The organism is Chitinophaga sp., assembly GCF_036569185.1.
Lineage (GTDB): Bacteria > Bacteroidota > Bacteroidia > Chitinophagales > Chitinophagaceae > Chitinophaga.
Window position 1 is genome coordinate 1 of the sequence record NZ_DATCRD010000366.1, and the last position, 12,761, is coordinate 12,761.

Genomic DNA, 12,761 nt, shown 5'->3' on the forward strand with positions numbered 1-12,761 from the left:
GGAAGCGGCCCGTTTGAGGGATCAGATGTTTGCTATGGAGCGGGAATTACTTGAAATGAAACAATAACTGGCTTTGTAAATCCAGAACATTATATGTAATTATTTATAATATTAATTAGTTGTTTCAGCAATTAAAGTAATATTATTACTATTTATATAACATTATTTACCAGGTGGTTATGAGCTTTGCTCCCTTATTACAGTAGCGCATGCACCTGGTAAATTTGAAAAATGTTAACCTTTCCTTAATGTTCTTCTAATTGCATTGATAATCATAGTTTTATGATCAAAATTTGGGGCTTTGATAGCCCTTATATCATAAAAAAACAGAATTAATATTATTATTTATTGTAATATCATTAATTTAATCCTAATTATCGTATCTCTTATTCAAATATTTCTATTTTTAGCCCCTTCTATTTGATGTTTTAAATTTCAGATCTACTTTTATTTAAGAAATTTAAAAATCAAACGCTATGAAGAAAACATCTTTTCAGGACTATCTCCCCTTCATTTTCCTTGCGCTTATCGCAATAGTTGGGATTTTTATGCCTTCCCTCCCAAGTTTTGCTGATGCCAGCAAATATAATTCCGCTGATATCGCCTGGATTCTTGTAGCATCATCCCTGGTATTTTTGATGACTCCCGGTTTATCCTTCTTTTATGGAGGCATGGTAAATAAAAAGAATGTTATTTCTACCATGATGCAAAGTTTTATTGCCACCGGTTTAATCAGCATTGTTTGGTTAGTAGTTGGATTTAGCCTTGCGTTTGGTAAATCTCATAATGGTCTTATTGGAGATCCCGGTACATTTTTCATGTTTCAAAATGTAGGGTCAGACGCCCCCTGGAGCCTGGCCCCCACTATTCCGCTGTTGCTGTTTGCACTCTTCCAGATGAAGTTTGCCATCATTACCCCTGCACTGGTGGTAGGAGCGGTAGCGGGAAGGATCCGTTTCACTTCATATGTATTGTTCATGGTGTTGTTCAGCTTACTGGTGTATGCACCTATTGCACACTGGACCTGGCATCCCGATGGCATTCTGTTTAAATTAGGCGTACTTGATTTTGCGGGTGGTACAGTAGTGCACATTTCTGCAGGTTGCGCTGCACTGGCCGGAGCCCTGGTACTGAAAAGAAGAAAAGATCATATCGAGAAAAAAGAATTACAGCCTGCAAACATTCCATTTGTATTACTGGGTACCGGTTTGCTGTGGTTCGGCTGGTTCGGTTTCAACGCAGGTTCTGCTTTGAGCGCTAACGCCCTCGCTGCTTCAGCTTTTGCTACTACTAACACAGCTACTGCTGCTGCCGGTTTATCATGGGTATTTTTTGATGTGATCCGCGGAAGGAAACCATCAGCACTCGGTTTCTGCATCGGTGCGGTAGTGGGCCTGGTTGCCATTACTCCTGCCGCTGGTTTTGTTGCTATCCCGCAAAGTATATTCATCGGTTTCATTGCCGCTATCATTTCTAACGTTGCTGTATACTGGAAATCCAAAACCAGCATTGATGATACACTCGATGTATTCCCTTGCCACGGTTTAGGTGGTATGGTAGGTATGCTGCTCACTGGTATATTCGCTACCAAAGCTGTAAACTCAGCAGGTAATGATGGCTGGATGTACGGTAACTTCGAGCTGTTCAAGAACCAGGTACTGGGCCTGTTACTGGTAGTAGGTTACAGCTTCATTGTATCTTTTGGTATCTTCAAACTCATCAACCTGATTCACCCGCTGCGTGTATCTGAAGAAGAAGAAGAACTGGGCCTGGATGTTACACAGCATAACGAAAACTATCATCCTTCTATGATCAGCATATCCGACAACGGTTCACTGAAAGAAGAAGACGAGCTGATTCACTCCTGAAACATTTCACCCTTTGCCGGTGTGAAACAAGAGCTACAGTTCTTTGAACACGATATTTATCAACTTTATTAAACGCATATACTTTACGTTGTAAGAACCTGGAATGGATAATTGGTAGTTAGAACTTGCTGTAAATAAGTGAAACTCGCACCAATCATTAATTACTGATTATCCATTCCTTCTATTTCTGTAGTAGCATCAGAAATTCCAGCACGCACCCCGAAACAATCCGTGAGAAAAGGCCGCATTACTTACCATTTTATCAACCAAATTTATAAGTATGAAAAGAATGTTAACGACCTTGCTTGCCATGGGCAGCACTCTGTTTGCCATGTCACAATCCACGACAGATAGTACATCTGCACCCGCTTTTAAATTATCAGGATCTGCAGATGTGTATTATAAATACAATCTCAACGGAAATTATACTGATAATAAAACCAGTTTTACCAATTCTCATAATTCTTTCGAACTGGGAATGGTGTCACTGAAAGTAGAGCACGGATTCAAGAATGGTAGCATTGTTGCCGACCTGGGCTTTGGTAAAAGGGCCGGCGAATTCTCCTACAACGATGTGCCCGGTTCGTCCAATGGCCTTTCTATGGCTATCAAACAATTGTATGTTTCTTACCAGGTGGTTGAAAAGGTGAAAGTGAGCCTGGGTAGCTTCGCCACACACGTAGGCTACGAACTGGTAGATGCCTACGCCAACAGGAACTATAGCATGAGCTATATGTTTAGTTATGGTCCATTCTTCAACACCGGTGTAAAAGCAGATATTGCGCTTACTTCCTCTTTAAGCGCTATGGTGGGCGTTTTTAACCCCACTGATCTGAAGTCGGTAACTCTCAACAGCCACAAATACATTGGCGCCCAGCTGGGATTTGCACCTGCTGAAACACCTGTTAAACTGTACCTGAACTATCTCGAAGGAAAAGATACATTCGGCATCCAGAACCACCAGGTAGACCTCGTAGCCACTTACCAGTTCAATCCTGTGTTCGGCCTGGGCTATAATGCTACCTATAGCACCTATTCTGACACGCGTGCTCCGAAAAGCACCCGCGAGAATAAAAAGTGGTGGGGCAATGCCCTGTACGTGAATCTTGATTTCACAGAGAAACTGGGCTTAACTCTTCGTGGTGAATATTTCAGTGATAAAGACGGACTTAAAGTTTTTGGAGCCGTTCCTGATGGCGGTAATGTAGTGGCTGGTACGCTCACCTTTAATTATAAGGTAGGAAACCTAACTATAATGCCGGAATTCAGGATAGATAAGGCCTCTGCGGATATTTTCAGCAAGTCGGATGGAAAACCTGCTGATATAACATCCAATGTTTTATTAGCCGCCACCTACCACTTCTAAAAGTTGCATTCAAACAGGTGCAGGAGTTTGTTATGGAAGAAATCTCTTTCCGGCAAGCATCCTGCGCCTGTTTTTTTATAAGCAGGGAAAATGGCTCTTCAAAATTCCGGAAACCATAAATGATTTGTATTATCTTGGTGGCAAAAAGAAGTAATGCTGCAGCCGTCCACGTTAAAATTCCTAAAGTCGCTCAGGCTGAATAATGACAAAGTCTGGTTCGACGAACACAAAACCGAATACCTGTCTGCCAAGGCTGATTTTGAGAGCATAGTGCAACAGCTTATAGATGGGTTGGCAAGACAAGACTCCACCATAAAGGGCTTACAGGTAAAAGACTGTGTGTTCCGCATTTATAAGGATGTCAGATTTTCAAAAGACAAAACTCCCTATAAAACCAATCTCGGTGCCTCCTTTCAGGCGGGGGGCAAAAAATCCACGCTTGCCGGGTATTATTTTCACCTGGAACCGGGAGGTAACAGTTTTGCCGGTGGCGGTATCTGGATGCCGGCAGCCCCTGAATTGAAAAAGCTCCGCCAGGAAATCGACTATAATTTCCGGGAATTTGAACAAATTATCTCCAATAAAGAATTTATTAAACACTTTGGGAAGGTAGAAGGCGATGCGCTGAAAACAGCGCCGCAGGGATATTTACCGGATAACCCTGCTATCGCCTACCTGAAGCTGAAAAGCGTGATCGTGTCGCATCCATTAACAGATGAAGCATGTACACAGCCGGCTATGGTGAAGGAAATACTAAAAACATTTGCGCTGATGCAACCACTGGTGCAATTCATTAACCGCGCCATGGACTGATACCTGGTAGTTTATTAGTTTATCAGATAATTAACCTGTTTTTTAATAATTGCCTGTTAATAATATATACAGTATCAGGAAAATGCCACAATTCAATATGCAGGCAACTGGCGCTTTACTTTTCCTGGCCGACTATCTGATAAACTAATAAATACTTTTCCGGTTTACCCCCGGATCAATTCTTGTGAATCAGGAATTCAAACGGTCGCGCTTTACGGTTCTTCAAAAGATTTTCTTTGTCAGTACGCGCGTGAGCAAAACGTTGATTGTAAACATTGGCCACCTCAATAATAGGTATAATTCCGTCTAGCGTATCCTGCTGATCAACGATGTTCATGATCCTGGATACCTGTGAAGAGAAATTTGTGCTCCACTCTTCGGTGAACTTGTGCATTAACAAAAGCTCTCGATTGGTGTTGGTTTTCATAGGACTTAAGGGTGTTTTCTGATTAGAAAATAACGAAAAATACCGGCATCTCTAAAATTGGACTCCTCTTCTTTCTCAAAGAGATTAGTTGGCATAGGATTATTACTACCAAAATTGAATTTTATCCCGCACAAATCAATACTACTTCCGTGTAATTTTTAGGGTTTATGTGTTATGATTTTGTAAAACACGCAAAAAAGAGCAAGCGGTAAATTGCTTGCTCTTAACGAGTTATAAATTTGTCTTCGTATAGTCATATACGGGAGGCGCCATTAAGAGTGGTATAGCACCTTAATTACATAGCACAACAGTATGATCACAGCCAGTTTTTGCCACTGAGGTATTCTGCTATCTGTACTGCATTGGTAGCAGCTCCCTTGCGGAGGTTATCTGCCACTATCCACATATTTACTGTTTTAGGCTGTGTTTCATCCCTGCGGATACGGCCCACAAACACTTCGTCTTTATCGTGTGCATCCTTCGGCATCGGGTATAAAGCTTTAGATGGATCATCTACAACTATTACCCCTGGTGTTTTTTCAAGTAACGCTCTCAGTTCTGCCACATCGTATTCATTTTCAAACTCTATATTCACTGATTCACTATGTCCTCCCATTACCGGAATACGTACAGTCGTAGCCGTTACCAGGATGCTGTCGTCTCTCATGATCTTTTTTGTTTCATTCACCATCTTCATTTCTTCTTTCGTATAGCCGTTATCGAGAAACACGTCTATCTGCGGAATAACATTCAGATCTATCGGGTAAGCATAAGCCATTTCACCGGTTACTCCCTGTCTTTCATTCATCAGTTGCGTTACTGCCTTTACACCGGTACCGGTTACCGACTGGTAGGTAGAAACCACCACTCTTTTAATTTTATATTTTTCGTGCAGGGGCTTCAATACCAGTACCATCTGGATGGTAGAACAGTTAGGATTGGCAATAATTTTATCTTCCTGTGTAATAGCATCGCCATTTACTTCAGGAACTACCAGTTTCTTGGTAGGATCCATTCTCCAGGCACTGGAGTTATCAATAACTGTAATGCCCGCTGCTGCAAACTTAGGGGCCCACTCCAGGGAGGTGCCGCCGCCTGCAGAAAAGATAGCTACGTTTGGTTGCATGGAAATTGCTGTATCGGCACTTACCACCTTCCAGGTCTTACCCTTAAATGTTACTTCCTTACCAACAGACTTCTCAGAAGCCACGGGAATCAATTCTGTAACGGGAAAGTTTCTTTCCGTTAACACCTGTAACATTTTTGAGCCTACCAGTCCGGTCGCTCCAACTACGGCAACTTTCATTTTGTTTTACATTTTTAATTTTGGAAGCCCAAAATTAACATATAGCCCGCGCTTTTCATAGTGTTACAAATTTTTTTTGCCGTTTACATGGCATTAACACCCGGTAACCGGTTGCGTGTTAGCTTTGAGAACTATAAATCATTGTTTATGCGGTTAGCCCTTGTTTGTTCCTCCCTGTTGCTGTTGTTCACTGCCGGTTTTACACAAACACCGGCTATTTATGATGTAGTGATCCATGAAATAATGCCCAAACCCTCTCCTGTAGTGGGATTGCCGCCATATGAATACATAGAGCTACGGAATATCAGTGCCGCGCCGGTGCAGCTGAATAACTGGCGGCTTGCAGTGAATAAGCGGGAAGTATTACTGCCCGCGTTTTTGCTGCAGCCAGACAGTTTGTTGCTGCTCTGCGCTCCGGCGGCAGTAAGCAGCTACAACATTTCCAATATCAGGGGTATAGACCGTTTCCCCGCAATAGCAGACGATAGCGCCCTGGTTGTTTTGTATGATGCCTCCAGGAGAGTGATACATGCAGTGGATTATCATCAGGGATGGTATGCAGGTGGAAAGGCCGGCAAAGGCGGAACCAGCCTGGAAATGATCAATACTGCTTTCCCATGCAGTGGTAAAGCAAACTGGATGGCCAGCCCTGCTCCTGCAGGCGGTACGCCGGGTATTACCAACGCGGCGGCCGCCAATACCATCGATCCCGGTAAACCGGATCTCCTGTTTACCGCACTGGCAGACAGTATGCACGTATTGCTGCAATTTAGTGGTACGCTGGATAGCGTAGTGGCGGCCGATCCTGCACATTATCAGCTGAGCGGAGGCATACAGGTTACCGGGTGCCGCGTTGTGCCCCCGTTGTTTAACCGTGTGGAACTGCGATTGGGCACCGCTGTACAGCCGCAGGAAATTTATACTGTTAGTACCACAGGGTTGCCGGACTGTAATGGCGCCACCAGTAATATGTATATCAGCGCTACGCTGGGTATGCCTCAACTTCCTGTAGTAAATGATATATTAATTAATGAGGTATTGTTTTATCCACCTGCCGGTATCCCTGAATTTATTGAACTGTACAATGCCAGCCGGAAAGTGGTAAGCCTGGATGAGCTGCAGCTTTGCGCCCGTAATGCCAGTGGTAAACTGGCTGTTTTTAAAAAGATGAACACCGGTGGGCGATTACTGGTACCAGGGCAGTTGCTGGCGCTTACTACCGATAAGGACCTGCTTTGCGGGTACTACCATTGCCGGTCGCCGGAAAATATCCAGGAAATAAGCAGCCTGCCTTCTATGCCGCTGGACGGGGGCGACGTGGTACTGTTGCGTACCGATAGCATAGTAATAGATGAGCTGCCATACAGCAGCGGGCAGCATTTTCCGCTGGCCAGTGAGCTGCAGGGTATTTCGCTGGAGCGGTTACAGTACGGGCTACCTGCCTCCGATGGCGCCAACTGGCACTCCGCTGCCGCAAATGTGGGTTATGCCACCCCCGGATCGCTGAATTCCCAGCGCCGCGGAGATGCAGGCGATTCGTTGAATATTGCATTGTTACCCGAGGTCTTCTCCCCTGATCACGATGGAACAGATGATATAACAAAACTCTCGTGGCGCTTGCCCGGACCGGGTTTTGTCGGGAACGTCACGGTGTATAACCTGCAAGGAAAACCAGTGAAGTACCTTGCCCGTAATATGTTGATGGGAAATACCGGATATTTGCCCTGGGATGGAATTGGAGAAAATGCAGTAGTTTTACCACCAGGGATTTATATATTTTTTATAGAGATATTTAATCTCCACGGATTCGTGGAACGCCTGAAACGCACGGTGGTCATGGCACGAAAGTTGAATTGACGCAGGCCCCCATTGCCGGCTTTTTACAAGCCAAAAATAGCCATGGGCAATCTATTATAATTATTTATATTTGCGCTTCCTAAAAATTTGAACATGCAGTACAGAGAAATTGTTGCAGTAACCGGATTGGGCGGTTTGTTTCAGTTAGTAGCCAGTAAACAAGATGGCGCCATCGTAAGGTCACTGGAAGATAAAAGTACAAGGTTTGTATCTTCCCGCGTGCATAATTTTACTCCACTGGAAAGTATTGAAGTATTCACTACCGGCGAAAACGTAAACCTGGCTGAAGTTTTTAAGGCCATGGACGAAAAAGCAGCGGCACATCCGCCTGTAGCAGGTAAAGCAGACAACAATGCTATCAAAGCTTATTTCAAAAGCGTATTCCCTGAATTCGATGAAGACAGAGTGTATGTGAGTGATATGAAGAAGATGGTAAAATGGTTTGGTATCCTCAAAGCAAACGACCTGTTGAAATTTGAAGAGATCCTTGCTGAAGGTGAAGGTGAAGGTGAAGCGGAAGAAGTGGCAGTAGAAGAAACCGCTGCTCCGGAGAAAAAGAAAAAAGCAGCGCCTGCAGCTACTGAAGAAGCAGCTACAGAAGAAAAGCCTAAGAAGCCACGTGCTAAAAAGGCTGCTGAAAAAGAAGAAGGCGAAACAGGCGCTGAAGAAAAAGCACCTAAAAAAGCCAAAGCAAAGAAAGATGACGCACCGGCCGCAGAAGGTGAAGAACCTAAAAAAGCTGCCAAGCCACGCAAGAAGAAAACAGAAGAATAGTAAGAACCAGTATTGCCTGGTGATGAAAGCAATCACCGGCCGGCAAAATATTTCAGGCTTCTATTTACAGTGCTCATTGCCTGTAAATAGAAGCCTGAATCGTTTGTTAGCACAGCGATGATAAGCTCAGTTTACAACATTTTGCCTGTTAATGGAAGCTTGAATCGTTTATTAGCACTGGAAGAGCAAGCTCAGTTTGCAGCACTTATTGACTGTAAAATAGAAGCCTGGAATCGTCTGTCGATAAAACGAACGCTACGCTCCCAGGCGTAAGCCGGTTGCCGGAATTCGGTATTCCCTATATTTAACGATTCTTTTAGCAGCAAACACCAGGCATTAACGCAAAAATGCCTAAATTTCTATCTCCGAAAAATTTAAAAATAAAAGATAGCATGGATAAACTAAGTGCAGATATAAAGAAACTACCGCGTACATTTCTCCCGGAAGATTTTAAAGTAACTACCTGGGATACCCTGCAGCCCTACTTTGAAGCGCTGAAGGAAAGAGAAATCAATAATGTACAGGAGCTGGAAAAATGGCTCAGGGATATGAGTGAACTGGAAGCAGTGATCAGTGAAGATGCGTGCTGGCGGCAAATCCGCATGACCTGCGATATTACCGATAAATCACTCGAAGAAGCCTTCGCTTACTTCTGTATGGAAATTCAGCCCAAACTGCAGCCGTATGCAGATGCGCTCAACAAAAAACTGCTGGAAAGCCCGTTTGTAAATGAACTGGACCCGGACCTGTATAAAACTTACCTCCGTAATGTAAAGAAACAGGTGAAACTGTTCAGGGAAGAAAATATTCCCATCCAGGCAGAACTGAGCGTGATGGCCCAACAGTATGGCGTTATTGCTGGTAAAATGACTATCAAAGTGAATGACCAGGAATATACCCTGCAACAGGCGGCTAAATTCCTGGAGAACAGCGATCGCTCCCTGCGGGAAGAAGTGTTTACCAAAACTGCTGCCCGTCGCCTGGAAGACCGGAAAGCACTTGATGATCTCTACACCGGGCTGATCTTAAAACGCGACCAGGTAGCAAAAAATGCCGGTTTCGCTAATTACCGCGATTACAAATTTGAAGAACTGGGCCGCTTCGATTATACGAAAGAAGACGCCTTCCAGTTTCATGAAGCCATCAAGGCGCACATTGTTCCGCTGGTACAACAGATCCTGGAAAAGCAAAAAGCCAAACTGCAACTGGATACATTGCGCCCCTGGGATACGGAGGCAGAACCGGTGGGCGTAAAGCCACTGGAGCCATTCCATACAGGGGAAGAACTGGTGAATAAAGCTATCGCTACTTTTGATGAACTCGGTCCCTTCTTTGGAGATTGCCTGCGGATAATGAAGAAAATGGGCCGCTTCGATCTGGAAAGCCGTAACGGTAAAGCACCTGGCGGTTACAACTGCCCGCTGGCAGAAACAGGCGTTCCTTTCATTTTCATGAATGCTGCCGGACAAATGAAAGACCTCACTACTATGGTACATGAAGGCGGTCATGCGGTACATTCATTCCTCAGTCACCACCTGGCACTCAGCGCTTTCAAGGAATATCCTATGGAAATAGCGGAAGTAGCCAGCATGAGCATGGAACTGTTTACAATGGACTCCTGGAATATCTTTTTTGACGACGAAACACAGCTGCGCCGTGCACGTTTGCAACAGCTGGAAAGAGCCATCACCATATTCCCGTGGATTGCCACTATCGATAAGTTCCAGCACTGGATCTATGAAAATCCGCAGCACAGCACAGAAGAACGTACCGCCAAATGGCTGGAAATTCTGAAAGAGTTCTCCCCCGCGGTGGTAGATTGGAGCGGTCATGAAGATTACCGCGCTATCACCTGGCAGAAACAGCTGCACCTGTTTGAAGTGCCTTTCTATTATATAGAGTATGGTATTGCGCAATTGGGCGCTATTGCCATGTGGAAGCAGTTTAAGGAAAACAAGACACAGGCGCTTGATAACTACGTACAGGCGTTAAGTTTAGGTAACACCAAAACATTGCCCGAGTTATACAAAGCTGCAGGAATAAAATTTGATTTCTCACCGGCTTATGTGAAGGAGCTGGCCGATTTCGTAAAAGCGGAAATAGAGAAGATATAGTAGGAATGCCTTTGTTGATGCCGCGCTCCGGCGGTATTAACAAAGGCATTTTTTATTTACAGGATTTACATACCCCACTCACCACCACTTCTACATTATGTGCAGCATAGCCTTTTGGAAGCTGTATCTGCGGCACATCTGTTTCATCTAAACAAATAGTATTACCGCATTCCTCACACTTGAAATGAATATGATGATCGTGGTGATGATGTTCTGAGCATTCCGACTTACATAAAGCATAACGCACGGAGGTATCTGTAGTCGGTATTTTATGAATGATCCCTTTATCAAGGAAGGTTTGTAACGTGCGATATACGGTTACACGGTCGAACGACTGGCCAGCCAGTTTCTCAAAATCGCTGTGTTCCAGCGCCCCGTTGCTTTTCATAAACAGTTCCAGGATCTTCGTCCGGGTTTCTGTTACACTCAGCTTGCTTTCACGCAGTATACCGGCAATTCGTTCTGTTATTTGTTGTTTGGTGCCCATGATGAAAAAAACTTTATTCTTCCATTAAACGGTCTATGTCTTCAATCAATTTATTGACATCCTGGTTTTTCGTACCTTCATACAAACCACGGATCTGTCCTGTTTTGTCTACCAGGGCAAACCATTGCGTATGTACAAAATCTTCTTCCCCGGTATATACGCCGTCGTCTACCAGGTAAGCCTGCCTGGCCATGCGGTAAAGTTGTTTTTTATCGCCGGTGAGGAACCACCAGTTTCTGGAATCGGCGTCATGTTTGGCGGCGTATGCTTTTAGTACAGGTACGCTGTCGTGGTCCGGGTCTACCGTATGGGAAAGGATCAGAAAGTTGGGATTGTTTTTATACTTCGCATATACTTTATCCATATTGGCATTCATCTTCGGACAAATACCCGTGCAGGTAGTAAAAAAGAATTCAGCTACATAAACTTTGCCATCAACATCTGCTTTCGCTTTGGTGTGGCCGTCCTGGTCGGTAAAGGAAAATCCCGGAACAGTGTGCCCTGGCGCCCCGAGAACGGGCAGTTTGTCTTTTCCAAAGAAGGCGCCTGTTTCCCCCTTGATAACATAACCGGCATAGCCCAGGAAACCTGCGCTCAGCGCCACAAAAAACGTAATCAGTATAATTGCTTTCTTCGACATAGGTAATAATCCCCTGTTTTGTTCAATACACAAAGGTAGCACATAGTTGACAGATGCCCATCAGTGCTATCCACCCGTTACTTTTTTAACACGAATGCAACATCTTACAGTTGAAAAAATAAATTATCTGAATAAATCAGATATTTTATTTTGCAACATTGTTGCAAATTTATGTAGTTTTGTCGGGATAGAAAAACGGGAATATGGGAGTGAATATTTTAAAGAAGATGAGTTTGGACACCATTGGAATCGGGGCGTCTTTATTATGTGCCGTGCATTGCGCCTTACTTCCCCTGCTGCTTACGGTATTGCCATTGATGGGATCGCATGTATTGGAAAATGAGCAATTGGAGTATGCCCTGCTGTCGTTTTCCTTTGGAATAGGTTGCTGGTCGCTGGGCCGGGGATATTTCAGACAGCACCGGCGTATAACGCCCCTGCTGATCTTTACCGCAGGATTTGCCCTACTGCTGGGCGGACATTTTGGTTTTGCCGGTGGTTGCTGGGAGCCGGTTATCATTTTTGCCGGTGCAGCCGGGGTAACGGGAGCGCATATACTAAACCTGCAGCGTTGCCGGCAATGTAATATGCGTGCTGGTGGTGGCAATGCCACCACTCCCACAATAAATGCAGAACAAGCCGGGTAATTGCAGGAATGACTCATATTTCCCTGTAACAGGGCCGTTGCAGATTAATGGCAGGAAAAGGATTACCTGTCAGGAATTGCCTGCAGCCAGCAGTTGCGGCAGGAAGCTAAATAACGGCTGTATAAAGGACTTTAATTATTGGACAGGGAGTTTGGCATTGCTGTGTTTTACCGGCAGTTTCTGGTGCAGTTCAGGCAACAAGACGCTTATATTTTAAATATGCAGCGCTGGGGACAAGGTAATACATGAACAGCAATTAGCCGGGTGAGAAATGGCTTTTGCCGTTTCTTCCGGAAGATGGAAAACCTTAACAGCCGTTGGAGGAAGCAAAGGTACATCTACTGACGATAAGGTTTGTAAAACAGCAAAACATACCTATAGCAATATAACTTATCACATATGGAAAAATTACCTGTTACGGTGCTGAGTGGGTTTCTCGGCGCGGGGAAAACTACTTTGCTC

The 12,761-nt window shown here is 44.4% G+C and carries 12 protein-coding genes; 8 read left to right on the forward strand and 4 right to left on the reverse strand.

The window, feature by feature from the left end; translation table 11 throughout:
• Positions 1-476: 476 nt before the first annotated feature.
• From VIM72_RS27830 to VIM72_RS27840, 3 genes are all read left to right on the forward strand, one after another.
• The gene (locus VIM72_RS27830) at positions 477-1,868 is read left to right on the forward strand and encodes an ammonium transporter (protein ID WP_332006079.1); all 1,392 of its coding nucleotides are present in this window, start codon (positions 477-479) and stop codon (positions 1,866-1,868) included.
• Positions 1,869-2,148: 280 nt separating this feature from the next.
• Positions 2,149-3,234 carry a porin gene (locus VIM72_RS27835; protein WP_332006080.1) on the forward strand — a complete coding sequence of 362 codons (1,086 nt, stop codon included), beginning with the start codon at positions 2,149-2,151 and terminating at the stop codon, positions 3,232-3,234.
• 153 nt (positions 3,235-3,387) lie between these two features.
• Positions 3,388-4,047, forward strand: a complete 660-nt coding sequence (locus VIM72_RS27840) for a DUF2461 domain-containing protein (protein WP_332006081.1) — start codon at positions 3,388-3,390, stop codon at positions 4,045-4,047.
• 175 nt (positions 4,048-4,222) lie between these two features.
• Here the strand turns inward: VIM72_RS27840 and VIM72_RS27845 are convergent, their stop codons facing one another.
• On the reverse strand, positions 4,223-4,474 hold the full coding sequence (locus VIM72_RS27845) for a hypothetical protein (protein ID WP_079471700.1): 252 nt from the start codon (positions 4,472-4,474) through the stop codon (positions 4,223-4,225).
• 316 nt (positions 4,475-4,790) lie between these two features.
• Positions 4,791-5,780: an aspartate-semialdehyde dehydrogenase gene (locus VIM72_RS27850; RefSeq protein ID WP_332006082.1), complete on the reverse strand. Its 990-nt coding sequence runs from the start codon at positions 5,778-5,780 to the stop codon at positions 4,791-4,793.
• 87 nt (positions 5,781-5,867) lie between these two features.
• On the opposite strand from VIM72_RS27850, the gene VIM72_RS27855 reads away from it, so the two are divergent.
• The 3 genes from VIM72_RS27855 (at position 5,868) to VIM72_RS27865 (ending at position 10,525) form a co-directional block, all read left to right on the forward strand.
• A complete protein-coding gene (locus VIM72_RS27855; RefSeq protein WP_332006083.1) occupies positions 5,868-7,637 on the forward strand; it encodes a lamin tail domain-containing protein in 1,770 nt (589 codons plus the stop codon).
• Positions 7,638-7,730: 93 nt separating this feature from the next.
• Positions 7,731-8,411, forward strand: a complete 681-nt coding sequence (locus VIM72_RS27860; protein ID WP_332006084.1) for a DUF5606 domain-containing protein — start codon at positions 7,731-7,733, stop codon at positions 8,409-8,411.
• A 392-nt stretch (positions 8,412-8,803) separates the two neighbouring features.
• On the forward strand, positions 8,804-10,525 hold the full coding sequence (locus VIM72_RS27865) for a M3 family oligoendopeptidase (protein ID WP_332006085.1): 1,722 nt from the start codon (positions 8,804-8,806) through the stop codon (positions 10,523-10,525).
• Between the two features lie 52 nt (positions 10,526-10,577).
• On the opposite strand, the gene VIM72_RS27870 is transcribed toward VIM72_RS27865, so the two are convergent.
• Positions 10,578-11,012 carry a Fur family transcriptional regulator gene (locus VIM72_RS27870; RefSeq protein ID WP_142684322.1) on the reverse strand — a complete coding sequence of 145 codons (435 nt, stop codon included), beginning with the start codon at positions 11,010-11,012 and terminating at the stop codon, positions 10,578-10,580.
• Positions 11,013-11,025: 13 nt separating this feature from the next.
• Positions 11,026-11,652 (reverse strand): SCO family protein, encoded by a 627-nt coding sequence (locus tag VIM72_RS27875; protein ID WP_332006086.1) that lies wholly within the window; start codon positions 11,650-11,652, stop codon positions 11,026-11,028.
• 203 nt (positions 11,653-11,855) lie between these two features.
• Here VIM72_RS27875 and VIM72_RS27880 point away from each other — a divergent pair, with 203 nt between their 5' ends.
• Both VIM72_RS27880 and VIM72_RS32465 read left to right on the forward strand, forming a co-directional pair.
• On the forward strand, positions 11,856-12,299 hold the full coding sequence (locus VIM72_RS27880) for a MerC domain-containing protein (protein ID WP_332006087.1): 444 nt from the start codon (positions 11,856-11,858) through the stop codon (positions 12,297-12,299).
• Positions 12,300-12,698: 399 nt separating this feature from the next.
• The coding region (locus tag VIM72_RS32465; protein WP_414649052.1) for a GTP-binding protein at positions 12,699-12,761 on the forward strand (63 nt) is incomplete at its 3' end.

Coding starts and splice junctions, on each gene's coding strand:
- VIM72_RS27830 (WP_332006079.1), top strand. CDS start 477: ATGAAGAAAACATCTTTTCAGGACTATCTCCCCTTCATTTTCCTTGCG.
- VIM72_RS27835 (WP_332006080.1), top strand. CDS start 2,149: ATGAAAAGAATGTTAACGACCTTGCTTGCCATGGGCAGCACTCTGTTT.
- VIM72_RS27840 (WP_332006081.1), top strand. CDS start 3,388: ATGCTGCAGCCGTCCACGTTAAAATTCCTAAAGTCGCTCAGGCTGAAT.
- VIM72_RS27845 (WP_079471700.1), bottom strand. CDS start 4,474: ATGAAAACCAACACCAATCGAGAGCTTTTGTTAATGCACAAGTTCACC.
- VIM72_RS27850 (WP_332006082.1), bottom strand. CDS start 5,780: ATGAAAGTTGCCGTAGTTGGAGCGACCGGACTGGTAGGCTCAAAAATG.
- VIM72_RS27855 (WP_332006083.1), top strand. CDS start 5,868: ATGGCATTAACACCCGGTAACCGGTTGCGTGTTAGCTTTGAGAACTAT.
- VIM72_RS27860 (WP_332006084.1), top strand. CDS start 7,731: ATGCAGTACAGAGAAATTGTTGCAGTAACCGGATTGGGCGGTTTGTTT.
- VIM72_RS27865 (WP_332006085.1), top strand. CDS start 8,804: ATGGATAAACTAAGTGCAGATATAAAGAAACTACCGCGTACATTTCTC.
- VIM72_RS27870 (WP_142684322.1), bottom strand. CDS start 11,012: ATGGGCACCAAACAACAAATAACAGAACGAATTGCCGGTATACTGCGT.
- VIM72_RS27875 (WP_332006086.1), bottom strand. CDS start 11,652: ATGTCGAAGAAAGCAATTATACTGATTACGTTTTTTGTGGCGCTGAGC.
- VIM72_RS27880 (WP_332006087.1), top strand. CDS start 11,856: ATGGGAGTGAATATTTTAAAGAAGATGAGTTTGGACACCATTGGAATC.